The organism is Cedecea sp. FDAARGOS_727 (assembly GCF_012273235.1).
Classification (GTDB): Bacteria; Pseudomonadota; Gammaproteobacteria; order Enterobacterales; family Enterobacteriaceae; genus Cedecea; species Cedecea davisae.
Genome location: NZ_CP050966.1, coordinates 4,115,263 through 4,136,148, shown reverse-complemented (window position 1 = coordinate 4,136,148; position 20,886 = coordinate 4,115,263). Strand labels below are relative to the sequence as shown.

Below are 20,886 nucleotides of genomic sequence, written 5' to 3'. Positions count from 1 at the left end.
TGAAACAAAATATTACCTGAGTAAAAATAAGCATTTTTAGTCACGAAAAAGTAAAGTTTAAATAATTCCGAGACGATCTTTTTTATTTGGAGACAACTAGTGATATACTGCCAGACGGTTTGCAAACCATTTAAGAATAATCAGGCCACTTGTTATCTGGCCTTACAAAACCTCAATCTGGCACTCATTTTATGGGTTCGATCCCCCGTAACTGAAAGACCGGGACAATAAATAATTATGACCTACCATCCACTTCAAAACACCATAGCAACATACAGTCAGAAAATAAAAAGCCACCCTCGATTTCGGGAGGCTATGCGGCATCATTATGACTCACTGTTAGTTACTTATAAAAAGCAGCCGCTATTTTATAAAACTATTCTGCAAAGCTCCCGCTTTCATGTTGTGCTGGCGCTGCTTTGCTTCCACTATGGCGACCGTCGTGCGGTGCTGGCGGATATTAAAGAGTTTTGCGTGAGAATGGAGTTAACCAGCCTGAACACCGTGAATTCGCTGGTGACTCTGCTGCGCATCACCGGGCGTATGACGCTGGAAAAAAGCGAGGATGACCGCCGGGTTTTGCTCTATACCCCCAGCGAAAAAGGCCTCAATGAAACGCGCAGTTATATGCAAATTTCCATACCTTCGCTGAAACTTTTACTCCCGGAAAATACGCTTTCGATTCACGCTCTGGAAGATGAGGCAACCTTCACACAGTTTTTCCGTCGCAGCTCCGGGCTGTTATTTGATGAAGTAATATTGAGCCGACTGGTAGACAACAGCGCGATGTTTGTCGATAAAGATGCCGGGCATATTATCATGTTAAGAATATTACTTAACGCCCGCCAGGATGAAAATGGCCGCTGGTGGCTACAGCCCAACTACAATAAAACGGCAAAAGAGCTGTCAATTTCGCGCATGCATCTTCGCCGCATTATTAACTGTGGCATCTTAGCCGGGCTATTCAGCGAGGATAATGAAGGTCTGCTGGAAATTCATCAGAGCTTTATTGAAATGGCCGAATCTTATTTTGGGTATTACTTCTCATTTATCCTTTACGGGCTTAATATCAATCCTTGTGAAGTGTAAGAAAAGCCGGCATAAAGCCGGCTTTTCTATTATCTCTCCCGCAGCGCCTCTCTCGCCTTATTCAGCGGTTTCAGCAGATAGTCGAGTATCGATTTGCTGCCGGTTTTAATATCTACCGTCGCTATCATACCCGGGAAGATCGGGAACGCTTTTCCTTCGCGGTTTTCAAGCTGGCTGGCGTCGGTGCGAATGTAAACCCGATAGTAGTAAACGTCCCGCTTCACTTCATCCTGAAGGGTGTCAGGCGAAATCATCGTAACCACGCCCTGCAGCCCGCCGTAGATGGAGTAATCGTAAGCGGTTATTTTGACCAAAGCCTTTTGTCCTGGATGGATAAACGCTACGTCTCGCGGGGAGATCTTCGCTTCAATCAGCATTTGGTCATCAAGCGGAACCAGCGTCATCAGCTTGCCGTTCGGCGGGATCACTCCGCCAACGGTGGTCACTTCGATGCCCTTCACAATCGCCCGCAGCGGCGCGGTGAACTTCAGCCGGGTCAGGGAATCCGTTCGCCCACGCATCACCGAGCGCTGGGTTTCTATTTCTTCATTGGTTTTTGCCAGCTCTTCACGCGCGCGCACGTAATACTGGTTTTGCATTTCGGTAATTTTGTTTTGCAGCTCATTTTTCTGCCTTTGCAGGCGCAGCACCTCAACGCTGCTGGCCGCTCCCTGCTTAACCAGCGGTTGAGTCATGGCCAGCTCCCGCTGCACCAGCGCTACGGCCTCGCGTAAACCGGCAACCCCTTTTTCCAGGCTGCTACGGCGTGATTCGTATAAAGCCGTCTCCTGGCTGACCAGCTCGCTGTCGGTTGCCAGAATGTCAGGGAAAGTCAGAGGCGTACCGCCAACTTCGGCTTTTAAACGAGAAGCCGTCGCTATCGCGGCGTGCAAACGTGATTCGCTCTCCTGCACGCCGGACTCGGTTTTGGTGCGATCAAGCTGGGCCAGGACCTGCCCGCGTTCCACAATATCGCCCTCATGGACTTCAAGCTTGTATAGGATCCCTCCTTCCAGCGACTGAATGACCTGCTCACGGGCGGAAGGCACAACTTTGCCCGAACCTGTTGTCACCTCATCGAGGGTGAAGAAGTTTGCCCAGACAACAAAAACCAGCAGCATCAGCCCCAGGGCCCAGGCAACCAGGCTGGAGCGAGGGAGCGCAGGCTCCTTGAGGCGGCTGTTATAACGCGTGATGTCATTCATGCCTGCGCCTCCGTGGCTTCGGCCGTTTTAAGAGTTGCGGTACGGCGCGGCGCGGCCTTTTTCTCCATCATGCCGTGCTGTTGTAGAATTTTGTCACGCGGGCCGTCCATGACGATACGGCCCTGATCCAGCACGATAATGCGGTCAACAAGCTGCAAAATCGGCATTCTGTGAGTCGCCACCACCATCGTTCGGTTGCCGAGCCAGCCCCCAAGATTGGCAATCAGCTGCCGCTCGCTCACTTCATCCAGCCAGGCCGTTGGCTCATCAAGCAGCAGGATCTGCGGCTGGGTTATCAGGGCTCTTGCCAGCAAAAGCGCCTGCCGCTGCCCGCCGGACAGCCCCGCGCCGCCTTCGGTAATCAGATAATTGAGGCCATTTTTCTGTTTCTGCACAAAGCTCAGAGCGCCGCTAAGAACCAGCGCCCGATGGATCTCTTCGTCGGTCGCCAGCGGGCGCCCCATCGTCAGGTTGTCGCGTACCGAGCCAAAGAACAGCCGGGCCTGCTGGCTCAACAGATGCATATCGCGGCGCAGATCGGCGGTATCCAGCTGGCCGAGACTAATATCATCTAGCAGGATCTGGCCATGCTGCGGCGTCTGCATTCCTGCCAGCAGCTGCAATAGCGTGCTTTTCCCCGACCCGTTGCGGCCCAGCAGCGCAATCTTTTCCCCGGCCTGAATGGTCAACCTGGCGATATCGAGGTCGTTAACCTTCTCTTCTTCGTCGTAATAAAACGCGGCGTAGTTGAGCTGATAATTGCCCCGCAGGTGAGATTTATGCACTTTCTTACCCTGCTCGGGATCGTCAAGCGGGCGCTGCATAAGGTCGTCCAGCCCCTTGCGCGCGACTTTCGCCTGCTGCCAGCGCGAAAGAACGCCGGAAATCTGCGCCAGCGGCGCAATAGTGCGAGATGCGAGGATCGAGGTTCCTACCAGCGCACCGGTGGTCATATCGCCATTGATAACCAGATAACAGCCGACAAGCAGCACAACGGCGTAAACAATCGACTGCACTTCCTGAGTCCAGGTCATCAGCATGCTGGTTAGCCAGCGCTGCTTCATGCCTACCGCCGCCGCCACGTCGTTGGTGTTATTCCACTGATTCTGGAACCGCTGTTCCGCCCGCAGCAGTTTAATGTCTTCGATGGACTGCACGGCTTCAACCAGCGTTGCGTTGCGGATAGCAGACTCGCGCATTCCTTCATTGGAAAGCTGCGCCAGCGGGCGCTGTACTAGCAGGCCGGGGATCAGCAACAGCGGAATAGCCAACAGCACCACAAACACCAGCGGGCCGCCGATAAGCCACAGGATAAAGACAAACAGCAGGAAGAACGGGATATCCGAAACCGTGCTGATGGTGGTGGAGGTAATTAACTCGCGCACCGATTCCAGCTCGCGGATTTGCGAGATAAACGAGCCGGTGGATTTTGGCCGCGCGTTATTTTTAATGCGCAGCGCGCGGGCAAAAACCCGGTCAGAAATACGCAGGTCGGCCCGCTTGCCGACCACATCGGCAATGTGTACACGAAGCATACGCATGGTGAATTCAAAAATAATCGCCAGCATCACCCCGCCGAACAGCACCCAGAGCGTCGGTACCGACTGGGAAGGCACGACGCGGTCATATACCTGCATCGAAAAAATCATCCCGGCAAGCGCCAGCACGTTGGCCGCCATTGCCACCAGCATGATGTCTCCGTAACGCTTCCAGTCTTTCAGGGCCAGCGTCCAGAACCAGTTTTTCTGATACGGCTTAACGTAATCGTCCACGCGCGCATCGGGAATGGAGTTCAGCGGGCGCAGCAGAATAATGCCTTTAAGGCGCTTTGCCAGCTCGTCACGGCTAACGACGGTTTCCAGCCCGCCGTCTCCGCTGAGCTGCACGCTAATCTGCCCATAGTTATCCATACGTGTCAAAACGGCCATTTGCCCGTCGGTAAACTCGGCCACCAGCGGCAGTCGCCACGGATCGATAAGCGAAACGTCTGCCGGTGCGGTACGCATGGCGAGCCCAAGCTGGCGAGCGATATCTTCCAGCACCAGATGATGAGGGCTTTGGCTCTCCTGATTGATGCCCACGCGAACGTGTTCCTCGGAGAAATCCAGACGATAGTGGCGCGCGACGCTAAGCATCGCCTGCAGCCAGGGTTCGTAGCGGGTATGCGTTGAAGTCATTACGTTTCACGTCCTGCGAAAGAAAAATAAATCTGCGGCTATATCTTTTAAGCGACAGCTGCCCCGCCGGGCTTAACTCCGGCGGGGCCTGTTACGCTAGATAACCAACAGCTGGTGGTTGGCCAGTAGCGTAGCCAGATCGGTCTGCACGCCGTTGAGCGTGACGACCGTGGTTGGGTCAAAGGCTCCTCCCTTGCCGTCACGATCGATCTGGATTTCGGTATTACTGCCGTTCTGCACCACTTTGATGTAATCGCCGATATTGCCTGCCCCCGCGCCCAGCTGCGCCACGCCGTTGATGTAATGCGCCGAGCCATCTCCGGCATAGCCGCTGCCCTGCAACAGTTCGCGCAGGTCGATACGGTCGCTGTCTGCGGTACCTTCCCAGGTGCCAACCGAGAAGCCGTTAACCACATCGCTGCCGTTCCCGCCGGTCGCATCCGCGTTATTCAGCAACTTGTATAACAGCGTATCGTGGCCGCCGTTGCCGATATTGAAGATGTCGTTGCCGCCGCGACCTTCGAAGACGTTATTCCCGCTGTTTCCGGTTATCACATCATCGTGGTCAGAGCCTGCAATGCCTTCGATATTGGTGAAGGTTGCGGTGTTAAACCCGGTGTTTTGCGCGCCGGTTTTACTCAGATCCGCATTGATCCCAACGGTGGAGTTTTTGAAGTCAACAACATCCATACCGCCGGTTGCGCTCCAGGTCTGGTGATCCGAAGAGGTTTCCCATCCGCCGCCGCCGTTGTAGACGTAGGTTCCCTGTGCGGCGACAAAGGTATCGTTGTAGCCGGTTCCGGTCAGGTTTCCGCCGTGAATACCGGTTGCAGCGTCTGCCGTCAGGGCATAGCTTTCTTTTCCGTCTCCGGCGGTTAACCCGTCCCACGTTTCGTTGCTGGAAACGCCGTTAATGGCGCGCACCAGTACCGCGCTGTAGGTTTCTGACGGGCTTAAACCGTAGAAGCTCACCAGCGCCGAAGCATCGTTAATGCCGATGCCCGACTGGGCGTTAATCACCTGGCTTGCCACCAGCACGCCCGCGGAGTTGTACAGCTTCACGGTGTTGCCGTAGAAGACGTTCATCCCTTCACCATCGACTATTTTGAGGTGGATAGCCGTACCCGGCGCAACGGTGTTGGTGTTGCGCTCCAGCACTACGCTGCCGTTCTGGCGGAAGATCAGCAGATCCTGTGCACCATCCCAGTCGTAATCCACCAGCGCCGCGCCGGAAACCTGGCTGGCGGTGGCCGATCCAAACTTAGACGAGGTAAAGCTCGCCGCACCCGGCAGCGCGTCGTTGGTGTAAATGTACGACTGCCCGGTATTCGCCAGCTTGATGATGTCCATCCTGCCGTCGAGGTTCCAGTCCACCGCCACGCTCACGGTGCCGTTATACTTCTCTGTGCCTACCGCCGTTCCGGTCTGCAAATTGCCCTTGCCGTCGTTCAGCATTAGCAAGCCGCCGGTTCCCGCGCGGGACATGCCCATATACAGATCCATATAACCGTCACCGTTAAAGTCGGCCCAGGTCATGCTGACCGCATTACTCGCCGCCGCAGAGCCGGTTGCGCTGTACATGGTGTTAATGAAGTTCTGGCTCCAGGTAAACGTCCCATCACCTTTGCTGAACATGGTGGACAGCGCGTAGTTATTGCCGCCGTTGGTGGTGTGCTGGGCAATATCCACCATGCCATCGTTGTTCAGGTCAACGCCGGAAGCTTCAATCAGGCTGTTGTAGTTACCCACTTTTGCGCCGGTCACGAAGTTGCTGTAGGTCCCACTGCCGGATGTGCCCGTCAGCTTGCCGCCGTTGTTGTTCATAAAGGTGCTGGAGTCCGGCCCGCCCGCGTCGCCCATCACAAAGTCAACGTAGCCGTCGCCCTGGAAATCAATCGCCACCACCGCGCCGTACCAGAGCAGTGCGCCAACCGCCGCGCTGCTGCCGGTGCTGGTCGACGTATAGGTCCCGTCGCCGTTGTTTATCAACTGGGCGATGTAGCTATAGTTGGTGCTTTCCACCAGCATATCTGCCAGCCCATCGCGGTTGATGTCAGCATAGGCGCCGGTGGTGTAGCTCCCGGTCATGGTGAAGTTGCCGCTGACGCTGTAATTGTTGCGGTCGTTAGCGGAGGCAAACTGCTGGTTGCTGGCAAACGTCCACATACCGTCCGTATCCAGCATATAGCTTGCTGAATAAGCGTTGGTTGCGCTGGTGAAGGACCAGCCCGGCGTCATAGATGCCTCCGCCCCGACCACTACTGTGCCGTGCGTAAGACCCGCGTTGTTGCCGTTACCCGCGCTGCTCATTACCTGCGCCGTTACGTCATAGCTTTTCAGCCCCAGGGCATTTCCGTCAGGGATCTGCAAATACCAGGTGTTAGACGAAGGATCGACCACCACCGCACCGCCGCGTTCAGAGCTGTAGGTTTTGCCGTCTACCGTGACAACCACATACTGCCCGTTGACCAAATCGGCATTTACGGTGCCGGTAATAATCGGCGTGGTGTCCGTCGTCGTCAGGCCGTCAACCAGCGCTTTGGTGGTAGGTATCGAGGTATCTACCGTCAGGCTAAACTTGTTCGAGTCGGTGTAGTTCCCGGCTTTGTCGGTGATACGCAGCACATAGTTGTAATTGCCGTCCAGCAGGCCGGAATCCGCAAACGTCCAGTTGGTTCCGCCGGTAATAGTCACCTTGCCCACCAGCACGCCGTCGCGGAAAATTTGGGCTATTTCGCCGTCCGCCAGCGCATGATTCAGAGTGCCGTTAAGCACCGGAGAGTTATCATCCGTCGGATAGCTGCCGTCGAAGTTACCGGTACGTTCGCCGGTATCATCGGTGTAGCTCACAATAGTGCCGAGCGTGTCCGGCGCCAGGGTATCAACCGTGACGGTCTGGTTGGCGGTTGAGCCAACGTTTCCGGCCTGGTCGATAATACGAACCTGGTAGAGGTAATCCCCGTCGGCAAGCGTGCGCCCGTCAACGTAGTGCCATGCCGTGCCGTTAACCACGACATCGACCCAGTTTTTGCCACCGTCCAGGCTTATCTGCACTCGCTCATCGCCTGCCAGCGTATGGCCCAGCGTACCGTTCAGGGTCAGCGTGGTATCCATGGTGATAAAGTCGCTGCTGCTCTGCCCGGTGTCTTCGGAGATGCTGTCGATAGTAATCCCGTAGACAGGCGCGACGGTATCAACGGTTACGGTCTGGGTGGCCGTATCACCCACGTTCCCGGCGAGATCGACCACACGAACCTGGTAAGTGTGATTTCCGTCAGCCAGAACCCGCACGTCAGTGTAGTGCCAGCTGGTTCCGCTCACGGAGGTGGCGTAAACCCAGGTTAAGCCGCCGTCCAGGCTTATCTGGACGAACTCGTTGCTGCCGAGCGCCTTGCCCAGGCTGCCGTTCAGCGTCAGCGTATTATCGTTGGTGATAAAGTCGCTGCCGCTGAAGCCGCTGTCGTTGCTGATGCTATCGACGGTAATCGTTATCGCCGCATCCGGGGCGACGGTATCCACCGTCACCTGCTGCGAAGCGCTCTGCCCGACGTTTCCGGCATCATCCACCACGCGCACGATGTATTGATAAGTGCCGTCGCTAAGGGTTCTTCCGTCGTTGAAGTACCAGCTGGTTCCGAGCGTAGTCACCGTCTGCCAGGTCGTTCCGCCATCGAGGCTTATCTGGACATACTCGCCGTCCAGCAGCGCGGCGCCCACGGTTCCACGCAGCGTCAGCGAAGTATCGTTGGTAACAAAATCGCTGTTACTCAGCCCGGTATCGTCGCTGATGCTGTCGATAGTGACGGTTTTGCTGGCGTCAGGCGCTACGGTGTCCACCGTTACCAGCTGGCTTGCGGTTGAGCCGATATTGCCCGCGGCATCAATAACCCGAAGCTGATAAAGATAATCGCCGTCCGCGAGGACCCGGCCATCGATATAGCTCCAGCTGGTGCCGCTGATGCTGACATCAACCCAGGTTTTACCGCCGTCAATACTAATCTGCGCGTGCTCCCCGGCCGCCAGCGGCGCGCCAAGTTTACCGCTCAGCGTCAGGGTATTGTCGCTGGTGATAAAGTCATGTGCGTCCAGACCGGTATCGCGGGAAACGGCTTCCACTGTGATGGTTTTGCTTGCATCAGGGGCGACGGTGTCGATAACCACATTTTGCGCGGCGGTCGCGCCTACGTTGCCCGCATTGTCTATCACGCGAACGTTATAGGTTACCGTGCCGTCCGGCAGCGTGCGGCCATCCGCAAAACTCCATGCGGTGCCGTTAACCACCAGATCGATCCAGCTTGCGCCGCCGTCGAGGCTTATCTGTGCCTTCTCATTATTGCCCAGCGCTGCGCCCAGCGAGCCTTTCACCACCACCTTGTTATCGGCGGTAATAAAGTCCGTGGCGCTCAGCCCGGTATCGTTTTGCAGCGCATCAATAGTAATGCTCATCTGCGGCGGCGTGGTATCCACGGTAATGGTGCGGTCGGCCCTGGCGCTATTGCCGATGCTGTTGCTGACGCTGGCGTGAATCACATACGAGCCGCCGTCTGCCAGAGCGGTTACCGCACTGCTGCCGAGGGTGTAGCTCCAGCTGCCGTCGCTTTGTACCGTAGTGCTATAAGTCTGTCCGTTCAGCGTGATGGTCACGGTTTGTCCGGCAGGAGCATTGGTTGTCCCGCCGATTACCAACGGCGTGCCGTGCTCCGCGGCGCTGACTATATCGTCTCCGGCAAAGGTGCCTACGCTAATGGTCGGCACTTCGCCGCTCAGGGTGACCTGAGTGCTGCCGCTGCCGCCGTTGCCCGCCTTGTCGCTGACGGTGGCAGAAATAACATAACTGCCGTCCGCCGCGCCGAGGAAGTCCTGCGCCGGAACGGTAACCGACCAGCTGCCGCCGTCGCCAACCTTAGCGGTGTAGCTATGGTTATTGAAGGTAACGGTGATGGTCTGGCCCGGCTGTGCGCTGGTGGTGCCGCTGATGACCTGACCCGCCTGCTGTTCGCCACTGTTAATGATGTCGTCGCCCGCCACCTTATTGAAGGTGATGGTTGGCGCCACCGTGTCCACCGTCAGGGTGCGGTCCGCGCTGCCCGGGTTACCGGCTTTATCGCTTACCGCGGCATTAACGATAAAGTCGCCCTCGGCAAGTTTCGCCAGGTCCTGGGCTGGTACGGTAAGGCTCCAGCTGCCGTCCGCCTGAACGGTGGTTTCGTAGCTTTCAGTGCCCAGGGTTACCGTCACTTTCTGCCCAACTTCCGCGCTGCTGGTTCCGCGGATCGTCAGCGGCTGCTGCTGCTCCACGGCGTTAATCACATTATCGCCAGACAGGTCAGCGATAGTGATAATTGGCGCGGAGGTATCCACGCTGATGTTATGGCTTGCTGAAGCCGAATTGTTGGCGCTGTCGGTGGCCGAAGCCGTCACGGTGTAGCCGCTGCCGTGCGTCAGATTCTGCACCTGCTCCGCCGGAACGGTAACCGACCAGCCGCCGCCCGCCTGAATAGTAGCGCTATAGCTCACGCCGTTCAGGATGACCGTAACCTGCGTCCCCGTTGCCAGTTCGCTGCTGCCACCGCTGATAATCAGACTCTGGCTGGCTTCGGCCGCGTTAATCACGTCATCATTGCTGATGGTGTTGATAGTCAGCCCGACGGTTGAAGCGCTTACCAGCACGTTATGCGACGCGCTGCCCTCGTTACCTGCGGCATCGGTCAAGACCGCGCTGACGGTGGCGGTGCCATTTTGCAGAGCGGAGATGGCCGATGCCGGAACGCCGACGCTCCAGTTTCCGCTGGCATCCACCGTTGTGGTGTATTTGATGCCGTTGAGGGTGATAACAATTGTATTTCCCGGAGCCGCGCCGCTGCTGGAGCCGGAGATAATCTGCGCCTGCCCGTGCTCGCTCAGGTTGATAATGTCATCGCCCGCTATCGGGTTGAAACTGATTGTCGGCGCGGTGGTATCCAGCGTGATGCTCTTGCTGCTTGTTGTGCCGTTGCCAGCCGCATCGTTTACGCTGACGCTAATCTGGTAATTATTGTCCGCCAGCGCACCCAAAGCCGTTGCATCGAGAGTGATGCTCCAGCTGCCGTCCGCCTGCACAACGCCGGTATGTGTTTTTCCATCCAGCGTCAGGGTAACGGTCTGGCCCGGTTCCGCATTTGAGCTACCGCTTACCGTTACGCCGGTTCCGGCTTCTTTCGCGTTAATCACGTTGTCTGCCGCAACCGTATCGATAGTCAGGGTTGGAGCGCTTGCGTCCACGCTATATTCACGCTCTGCCGATGCGCCGTTACCGTTCACATTCGAGACGCTAACTTTTACCGAAGCATCGCCATCTTTCAGGCCGCTGAGGTCACCCGCCGGAACGCTGTAGCTCCAGCTGCCGTCATCTTTAACCTGAGTGGTATAGCTGCGCCCGCCGAAGGTAATCGTGACGGTTTGTCCGGCTTCCACGTTTTGAGTGCTGCCGGAAAGCAGCAGGTCTGCGCCTTTCTCTGCGGCATTCAGCACGTTGTCGGCCGTAATGCTATTCACGCTGATGGCTACCGGGCTGAGATCTACCTTGACGGTATGATCGATGGAAACCGGGTTACCCGCGCTGCTGCTGCCTGCCGCGCTGACGGTAACATCGCCCGCTGGCCAAAGGCTTACATCATTCGCCGGTACTGCCGCAGACCAGACGCCGCTGGCGCTAACGGTCGCCAGATAGCTTTTTCCGCCGATAGTTACGGTGACGGTGCTGCCCGCGGCCATGCCGCTGGCGCTGCCGCTAACGATCAGATTCTGTCCGTGTTCGATGGCATTAATAACGTCGTCGCCCGCCACGGTGTCGATGCGGATGCCAGGCAAGCCGGCGTCGATAGCAAAATCATGTTCGGCGGAGCCGCTATTACCGTGGCCGTTGGTGACCGATGCGCTCACCGTCAGCTTGCCGTTACCCAGCGCGGCCAGCACGTCCGCCGGGAGTTCGAGGCTCCAGCTCAGATCGCTTTTCACCGTTGCGGTGTAGCTCTTCCCACCCAGCATAATTGTGACAACGTCACCTTCCGCAGCATGGCTTACCTTCCCGCTCAACGTCTGCCCGGCGGCAACTTCAGCCGCATTCAGCACGTTGTCAGCGGTTATAGCATTAATGGTGACGGCCGGGGCCGCCGTATCCACCAGCAGATTGGCATTAGCGCTCGCGCTATTGCCGATGGCGTTTGTCGCCGTAGCGCTCAGGGTATAATTCGCTTCACCCAGCGCGGCCAGATCGCCGGGCTGAACCTCAAGGCTCCAGTTGCCGTCTGCATCCGTAGTGGCGCTGTAGTTTTTGCCGTTCAGCGTGACGGTTACACGGGTTCCCGCCGCAAGGTTGGCGCTGGTTCCGCTCAGGGTAAGAGCTTCGCCTTTTTCCACCGCGTTAAGCACGTTGTCGCCGCTGATGGCGTTGAAGTTAACCGACGGCAGGCCGGTATTAACCAGCACTTCGTGGCTCCCGCCGCCGGTATTCCCCGCCGAATCGGTCAGGCTGGCGGTTATTGTCACTTTGCCGTCGGCAAGCTGGCTCACCACTTCCGCCGGGACGCCTATGCTCCAGTTGCCTGCGGCGTCAACGGTAGTAGTCCAGCTTTCAGAGCCGAGGGTGACGGTGATTTTATCGCCCACCGCCGCGCCGCTGCTGGTGCCGGAAACTATCTGCGCCTGGCCGTGTTCGGCAAGGTTAATCACATCGTCGCCCGCCACGGTGTTGAAGCCGACGGACGGCACGGTAGCATCCACCTTCACGTTATGGCTGGTTGTGCTGCCGTTGCCTGCCGCATCGCTGACGCTGGCCGCTACGGTATATACGCCGTCGGCAAGCGCGGAGGCTTTGTCCGCTAGCACGGTCACGCTCCACGAGCCGTTCGGCTGCACTGTGCCGGTGTAGCTTTCGCCGTTAAGCACCACGGTGACGGTTTGCCCCGCCTCGGCGCTGCTGGTGCCGGTAATGACCACCGGCTGCCCGACTTCGACGGCGTTCAGCACGTCGTCTCCGCCAATAACGTTGATTTGCAGCGTCGGCGCTGCGGTATCGACGCTGATTTCGCGCCCCGCAGAAGCGCCGTTGCCGTTAACGTTCACCGTGCTAACTTCAACCGAAGTGTCGCCGTCTTTCAGGCCCTTCATATCACCGGCTGGAACGGTAAATTCCCAGCTGCCGTTCGCCTGTACCTGAGTGGTATAGGTGTGCCCCGCAAAGGTAATCGTGACGGTTTGCCCCGCTTCCACATTCTGCGTGGTGCCGGACAACAGCAGATCCACCGCTTTCTCGGCGGCGTTCAGCACGTCATCCCCGGCAATTTGGTTGACGGAAATCACCACGGCGCTGAGATCAACATTCACCGTATGGTCGATGGATACCGGGTTGCCGGTATCGCTGCTGCCTTTAGCGGAAACGGTAATATCCCCGGCGGCCCACAGGCTAACTTCATTGCCCGGGACGACGGTTTGCCAACTGCCATCAGCGCTGACCACCGCGCCATACTCTTTGCCATTGACCGTTACGGTCACCGCGCTGCCCACACTCAGGCCGGAGCTGGTGCCGCTGATAATCAGATTGAGGCCATGTTCGATGGCGTTAACAACGTCATCCCCGGCAATGGTGTTAATACGCAGCCCCGGCAGCGCGGCATCAATGGTGATATCGCGCGATCCGGTGCCGGTATTGCCCGCGCCGTCGGTCACCGAAGCGTTGATTTTAAGATCGCCATTGCCCAGCGCTTCCAGTACGTCTTTACCCAGCGGCAGGCTCCAGGTCAGATCATCCTGAACTTTTGCCGTGTAGTTAACGCCGCCGATATTGAGGGTAACGTCCGCTCCGGCCTGCACGCCGGTGACTCGCCCGCTGATTATCTGCCCCGCGGTCAGTTCGCCCGCGTTGATAACATCGTCTGTAGCAACAACATTGATGGTTACGCCCGGCAACGTCGAAGCCACTTCCAGCGTGCTGGTCTGGCCGCCGCTGTTCCCTACGGCATTGCTGGCGCTAACGGAAACCTCGTAGAAAGCTTCGCCAAGATGAGCGACATCCTGCGCAGGAACGGTCGTCGTCCATTTGCCCTGGTCATCAACCGTTGCGGCATAGTTTTTGCCGTTAAGGGTTACGGTTACCAGAGCGCCAGGAGCCAGCCCGGTCGATGAGCCGCTGATGACTACGTCGCCGGTTTTCTCATCGGCATTAAGAATATTGTCTCCGGCGATGGTATCTATCGCCAGGGTCGGAGCGGCCGTGTTGACGGTAATTTCGCGCGAACTGTCGCCGGTGTTGCCCGCTTTATCGGTAATGGAAGCGGTAACGGTGTGGCCGCTGTCCGCTAACGCGCCGATATCCCCGCGCGGTATGCCCACGCTCCAGTTGCCCGCCGCGTCAACCACGCCGGTGTAACTCTTATTACCCAGCGTCACGGTGACAATATCACCCGCCGCCGCGCCGGTACTGGTGCCGGAGATAATCTGCGCCTGCCCGTGCTCGCCGCTGTTTATCACATCGTCTGCGGCAATCGCGCCGATGGTGACTTTTGGAACGGTAATATCAACCAACATGTCGCGGCTGGCCGAGCCGGCGTTGCCCGCGCGGTCTTCCACGTTTGCCGAAATGACAATATTACCGTCGGCCAGCTTGCCGACATCTTCCGCCGGCACCGTCAGGCTCCAGCTGCCGTCGGCCTTAACGTTCGCTTCGTAATCTTTGCCGTTGAGCTTCACGGTAACGGTCTGGCCCGCTTCTGCGGAACTGGTGCCGCTAATAACCAGCGCCTGCTTCGCCTCGGCGGCATTCAGCAGGTTGTCCTGGCTTACCGGGTCCAGCGTGACCGTAGGGGCAAGCGTATCCACGCTGACGTTTTGTGCCGCGCCGGTAGTGTTGCCGTTATTGTTGGTCACGCTGACCTGCACGCTGGTATCGCCGTCTTTCAGGCCCACCATATCCGCGGCGGGAACCTTGTGGCTCCAGCTGCCGTCAGACTGCACGGTAGCGGTGTAGGTGTGGCCGCCAAAAGTAATGGTTACCGTCTGGCCTGCTTCCACATTCTGCGTGCTGCCGGAAAGCAGCAGATCGGCGCCTTTCTCGGCGGCGTTCAGCACGTTGTCACCTGAGACGGTATTGATACTGATAACCACCTCGCTCAAATCAACAACGACCTGGTGCTGGATGGCGACATCATTACCCGCGCTGCTGCTGCCTTTTACCTCGATGCTAATGGAACCTTCATTCCACTGGCTAACCTCGTTGCCCGGCACGGCGGCCTGCCAGCTGCCGTCTGCCCGCACGGTGGCATCATAATCTTTGCCGTTTATGGTGACGGTCACCGCGCTCCCGGCTTTCAGGCCGGTGCTGGTGCCGGTAATAATCAGGTTCTGGGCATGCTCGATGGCGTTTATCACGTCATCACCCGCCACGGTATCCACACGCAGCCCCGGTAAATTGGCATCTATAGCGATATCGCGGCTGCCGCTGCCGGTATTGCCGTGGCCGTTGGTAACCGAAGCAGTCAGCGTCAAATCACCGTTGCCGAGCGCCGTAAGGATCTCTTTAGAAACCGGCAGGCTCCAGCTCAAATCATCCTGCACAATCGCCTGGTAGAGTTTGCCGCCGAGATTAATAGTGACAACGTCACCTGATGCGGCACCGGTCACCGTCCCGCTGAGGGTCTGGCCGCTGGCGATTTCACCGGCGTTGAGGATATTGTCGGCGGTAACGCTGTTGATGGTTACCGTAGGCAGCGCGCTGTCTACCTGCACGTTATGGCTGGCGCTATTGCTGTTGCCGCTGGCGTCAGTCACGTTTGCGCTAACCTGGTAGTTAGCTTCGCCCAGCTTGCCTACCGCAGAAGCGGGCACGGTAGTGCTCCAGCTACCGTCATCCCGGGTGATGGCCTGATAGTTCACGCCGTTAAGCGTGACGGTGATGACGGTGCCCGCTGGCTGATTACTGGTGCCGGAGATTTGAAGATCCTGACCTTTTTCAACCGCGTTGATCACATCATCGTGCGCAAGCGTTGCGATATCGATCGTCGGCAGAGCGGTATTCACCGTTATGCCGTGCGTGATGCTGCCGGTGTTGCCCGCAGCATCGGTAACGCTGGCGGTGAGCCTATAGCTTCCGTCCGCCAGCCCTTTAATCACGGCAGCAGGAATGCCTACGCTCCAGTCGCCGTTGCTGTCCAGAGTCGTGGTGTAGCTGAATGAAACGCCGGAATCGTTAGTAATTTTTACGGTCACAACGTCCCCGGCGGCTGCGCCGGTGCTGCTTCCGCTGATGGTTTGCGCGTAGTTGTGTTCCGTAGCGTTAATGGTGTCATCGCCCGCAACGGTTTCAATCGTCAGCTTCGGCTCGGTGATATCTACCAGCATGCTGCGGTCGGCGTTTGACGGGTTGCCGGCTTTGTCAGCAACCGTGGCATGAACCGTGACATTCCCGTCGCTAAGCGCCGCCAGCGCGTCTGCCGGGACGGTGATGCTCCAGCGGCCATCGGCCCCAACTTTTGCGCTGTAACTGATGTTGTTCAGGGTAAGCGTCACTTCCTGGCCCGGCTCGGCGGTGCTGCTCCCGGTAATGGTCAGAGGCTGCTTCGCTTCTGCCGCATTAAGGATATTGTTGTCGCTCAGCGGATCGATGGTCAGCAGCGGAGCGCTGGTGTCAACGCTGTATTCCTGCCCGGCGCTCGCCGGGTTACCGCTGGCGTTGCTGACGCTAACGGTGACCTGTGCATCACCGTCTTTGAGCTTAGCCATGTCCGCCGCCGGAACGCTAAAGCTCCAGGTGCCGTTATCGTTAACGGTGGTGGTGTAGCTGTGCCCGGCGAAGGTAATCGTCACGGTCTGCCCCGGCTCCACATTAGTGGTCATCCCGGAGAGCAGAAGATCGGCGCCCTTCTCCGCGGCGTTCAGCACGTTGTCCGCCGTGACGCTATTAATACTGATTGAAACCGGAGCCAGGTCTACATCCACGATGCTGTCGATGCTGACCGGGTTTCCGGCGCTGCTGCTGGCGGAAGCGGTGACCGTCAGCACGCCATCCGGCCAGTTGGCAACGTCGGCGGCAGGCACCGCCGCACTCCAGCTGCCGTCGGCATTGACCGTGGCCGGGTAATTTTTGCCATGCAGGGTAACGGTGACGACGCTACCTGCCGTGAGATAGCTGCTGGTGCCGCTGATTATCAGATTCTGGCCGTGTTCCGCGAGGTTAATAATATCGTCGCCCGCAACCGTGTCGATGCGCAGCCCCGGAAGTTGAGCGTCGATAGTGATATCGCGCTCCGCGCTGCCGGTGTTGCCGTGTCCGTTAGTCACCGAGGCATGAACCGTTAGCTCGCCGTTGCCCAGCGCGGTAAGAATCTCTTTCGACAGCGGCACGCTCCAGCTGAGGTCGTCCTGAACCACGGCGCTGTAGCTTTTGCCGCCCAGCAGCACGGTCACGGTGTCACCGGCCTTCGCGTTCATCACGCTGCCCCGCAGGGTTTGCCCGGCGTTCACTTCAGCAAGATTGACGGTGTTATCGCCCGCCACGGTATCGATCAGCACAATCGGCAGCGAGCTGTCTACCAGCACGTTGTGGCTGGTGGAATTGCCGTTGCCGCTGGCATCCGTGACCGCCGCGCTGACGGTGTAGTTAGCCTCACCCAGCTTAGCAACGTCCTGGGCGGGGATTTCTACGCTCCAGCGATTGCCGCTCACGGTGGCGCTGTAGTTCACGCCGTTAAGCGTGACGGTGACCCCCGTACCATCAGGCTGATCGCTGGTACCGCGGACGACCAGTGAAGCGCTTTTTTCAGCCGCGTTAACCACGTCATCCTGAGCAACGGTGTCGATGCTGATTTGCGGTAGCCCGGTCGCCACTTCGAAGTTAAGCGCGCCGCTGCCGCTGTTACCCGCTTTATCCGTAACGACTACGGTTGCGCTGTATTTGCCGTCGGCCAGGCCGCCGATGACATCGGCAGGCAGGCCAAGGCTCCAGTTGCCGCTGGCATCCAGCACCGTCGTATATTCAACGTTGTTGATGGTGATTTTGACCGCATCGCCAGCCGCCGCGCCGGTCGCTTTGCCGGTAAGCATCTGCGCCTGGCCATGCTCAAGCTGATTAATGATGTTGTCGCCTGCAAAGGCGTTGATAGTGACAACCGGCACCGTGGTATCCACCAGCATGCCGTGGCTGGCGCTGCCCGGGTTGCCCGCAACGTCATTGACGCTGGCGCTTATCGACCAGCTGCCATCGTGAAGGTTGGCCAGATCCTGCGCCGGAACGGTGACGCTCCAGCTGCCGTCCGCCTGAACCTGCCCGGTGTAGCTTTGCTTATTGAGAATGACGGTAACCGTCTGGCCCGGCTGGGCGGTGCTGGTGCCGGTAATTGCCAGATCCTGCGCCGCCTCGGCGTGGTTAAGAATATTATCCGCGGTGATGCTGTTTAAGGTAATGGCCGGAGGTTGAGTATCCACCAGCACTTCACGCGCCCCGCTGGCGCTGTTACCGCTAGTATTAGTCACGCTAACGGACACTTCGGCGCGGCCGTCAATCATTGCGCCCATATCAGAAGCCGGAACCGTGTAGCTCCAGCTGCCGTCTTCATTCACCGTCGTGGTGTAGGTGTGACCGGCAAATTTGATAACCACGGTCTGCCCTGGCTCAACGCCCTGGGTTTTACCGTTGAGCGTCAGGTCTGCCGCCTTCTCGACCGCATTTAGCATATCGTCGCCGGTGACAGCTTCGACGGTTATTGCCACCGAATTCAGGTCAACTTCCAGTTCGCGGGACATCACCGCCGGGTTGCCCCATTCGTCTGCGGAGCTGGCAACAATGCTCAGCTTTCCGTTTGCCCAGGAGGCTAAATCAGCGGCGGGAACGCCAATCTGCCAGCTGCCGTTTGTGTTAACCACGGCCTGGTAGTCAATGTTGTTGATCCGCACCGTAATGGTGGTTCCGGCGCTAAGATTCGCGCTGCTGCCCGTCACGGTAAGATCCTGGTATTGCTCGATGGCGTTAATCACGTCGTCGCCCGAGATGGTGTTAATGCGCAGCCCCGGAAGCTGGGCGTTAATGTTAATTTCGCTGCTGCCGCTGCCGGTATTTCCGTGCCCGTTAGTCACGGAGGCAACGATAGACGCATCGCCGTCGCCCAGCGCTTTTAAGTCAGCGGCAGGCACCGTGGTGCTCCAGCTCAGATCGTTTTGCACCGTCGCGGTATAGGTTTTTCCGCCGAGTTTAATGGTGACCGTATCACCTTCGTGCGCCCCGGTGACCCGGCCGCTAAGCAGCTGATCGTTATCTATTTCGCTGTTGTTAACCCGGTTATCCCCGGCAAAAGCAGAAACAATCACCGTCGGCAGCGCGGTATCAACCAGCAAGGTCGCATCCGCCGATCCGGTATTGCCGTTGCTGTCTGTGCCGCTAACGCTGAGGGTGTAGTTGGTATCGCCGAGCTTAACCACATCGGTGACAGGCACTTCTACGCTCCACGCGCCATGGTTCACCATGCCCGCATAGTTCACGCCGTTAAGCGTAACGGTAATCGCGCTGCCGTCCGGCAGGTTACTGGTGCCGCTCAGGGTAAGCGGCTGCCCGGCCTCGCTGGCGTTGAGTACGTTATCGTGGCTTATGGCGTCGAAGCTAAACGACGGAGGCGTGGAGCTAACGGTAATATCATGGTTTACGCTGGCGCTGTTGCCTGCCGCATCGGTGATGGTCACCGTAATAGTGTTCTGGCCTTCCGGCAGCGAGGAAACAACTTCTTTAGGAATGCCCACGCTCCAGCTGCCGTCTGCTTTAACGGTAGTGCTGTAGGTTGCGCCGCCCACGGAGACGGTTATCTTATCGCCCTCTGCCGCGCCGCGGCTGGTGCCGGAGACGATCTGTGCCTGCCCCTGCTCGGTCACGCTGAGAATGTCGTCACCGGCAACGGTATTGACGCTGGCCTCTGGCGGAGTGGTGTCTACCAGAAGCGAAGTGTTGGTATTAGTGGTATTGCCCGCTTTATCGCTGACGCTGAAGTTAAGCGTGTAGTTGTTGTCCACCATGGCCTGAACATCGGCGGCGGGGAGCGCCAGGCTCCAGCTGCCGTCCGCGCCGACTACGGCTGTGTAAGTCAGGCCGTTCAGTTTCAGGGTTACGGTTTGTCCCGCTTCAGCGTCGGTTTTACCGCTGACGATGACAGGGCCGCCGTGTTCCGCCGCGTTAACAATATTGTCCCCGGCAACGGTATCTACCGTCAGAACCGGGGCTTTGGTATCAACGACAATCGTCTGGCTGGCGGAGATTGTATTCCCGGCGGCATCTTTGCCGCTTACGGCAACCGTCCAGCTGCCGTCGGCCAGGTTTTTTGCATCCGCTGCAGGAACGTTGAGACTCCAGCTGCCGTCCCCGTTAACGGTGGTTGCGTAGGTTTTACCATTAAGGGTCACGGTTAATGCCGTACCCGCTGCCAGCTCTTTTGAGCTGCCGCTTAACAGCAGATCATTTGCCTGAGCGGCCGAGTTAATTACGTTTTTGTCGGCAGTAACGGCGACGTCGATGGCGGCCTCTGCTGTGACAATATTCAGCGTGATGTCGCCCGCAGAGCTGACTTTGCTGCCGTCAATCTGCACTACGCTGTAGGTATGTGTGCCGTCGGGCTGTTCGCCGAGCAGCACGCTCCAGCTACCGTTTTTATCTACCATGGTGCTGGCGATGGTATTGCCGTTAGCGTCTTTGATTTGAATCGTCGCGCCCGGCTGGCCGGAGCCGCTAAAGGTTGGCGTGGCGTCATCGGTGACCGCATTGCTGCTCAGCAGCCCTTTGCTGTCGCCTTTGTTATCGGTCACCGCAAAGGTCGGCCTTGCGCTGTCAACCTCTTTGGTATTATCGATTATTTCGGTGTGATTTTTGTCGCTGCCGCCGTGAGCAAGCAGTGCGCCAACCCCGACGCCGCCGGCAATAGCACCGGCAACCCAGCCCCAGGGAACATCGCTCAGTACGGAGCCATCCAGCAGAGGCTGTACGGACTCAATCGGCATAGCCGTTGCCGTAAGCTCGATGCCCTGGCCGCCCAGCGCCGCACCCGCGTCGTCGAAAGTGATATGAGTAAGCCCGTTGCCGTCGTCGAATACCAGCTCAGAGTGGCGGCCGGACTGCCCCTCTTCTTCCGCGAAATAGCCGTTACAGCGCATCACGCTGCCGTCTTTCATGTAGATCAGCAGGTCTTTACCCTGGCGCACATAGCGAGCCACGTCCTGGGCGCTGCCGTGAACCTGGATGATCGACGGGGAAGAGAGCGAAACGGAAAGATTGCCGTCGCTGGTTAATACTGTTTTCTCTGCATTTTTGCGCGAAATAACGTCAACAACTTTACTCATAGCACTTCTCCTTAAATATGCCGAAACGGGGCATATACGCTTATTTTTGAATGTGCGTATCCCTGAGAAAT

General features: G+C 58.0%; 4 protein-coding genes. 1 reads left to right on the top strand and 3 read right to left on the bottom strand.

Annotated features, from left to right (window positions below; all coding sequences use genetic code 11):
* Window positions 1–315: 315 nt before the first annotated feature.
* Window positions 316–1,089 (top strand): hypothetical protein, encoded by a 774-nt coding sequence (locus FOC35_RS19400; protein WP_172569859.1) that lies wholly within the window; start codon window positions 316–318, stop codon window positions 1,087–1,089.
* Between the two features lie 29 nt (window positions 1,090–1,118).
* Here the strand turns inward: FOC35_RS19400 and FOC35_RS19395 are convergent, their stop codons facing one another.
* From FOC35_RS19395 to FOC35_RS19385, 3 genes are all read right to left on the bottom strand, one after another.
* On the bottom strand, window positions 1,119–2,294 hold the full coding sequence (locus FOC35_RS19395; RefSeq protein WP_016536614.1) for an HlyD family type I secretion periplasmic adaptor subunit: 1,176 nt from the start codon (window positions 2,292–2,294) through the stop codon (window positions 1,119–1,121).
* The gene (locus tag FOC35_RS19390; protein ID WP_016536615.1) at window positions 2,291–4,471 is read right to left on the bottom strand and encodes a type I secretion system permease/ATPase; all 2,181 of its coding nucleotides are present in this window, start codon (window positions 4,469–4,471) and stop codon (window positions 2,291–2,293) included. Before FOC35_RS19390 ends, FOC35_RS19395 begins: the two co-directional genes overlap by 4 nt.
* Window positions 4,472–4,567: 96 nt before the next feature.
* Window positions 4,568–20,815, bottom strand: a complete 16,248-nt coding sequence (locus FOC35_RS19385; RefSeq protein ID WP_172569858.1) for an Ig-like domain-containing protein — start codon at window positions 20,813–20,815, stop codon at window positions 4,568–4,570.
* Window positions 20,816–20,886 lie beyond the last annotated feature (71 nt).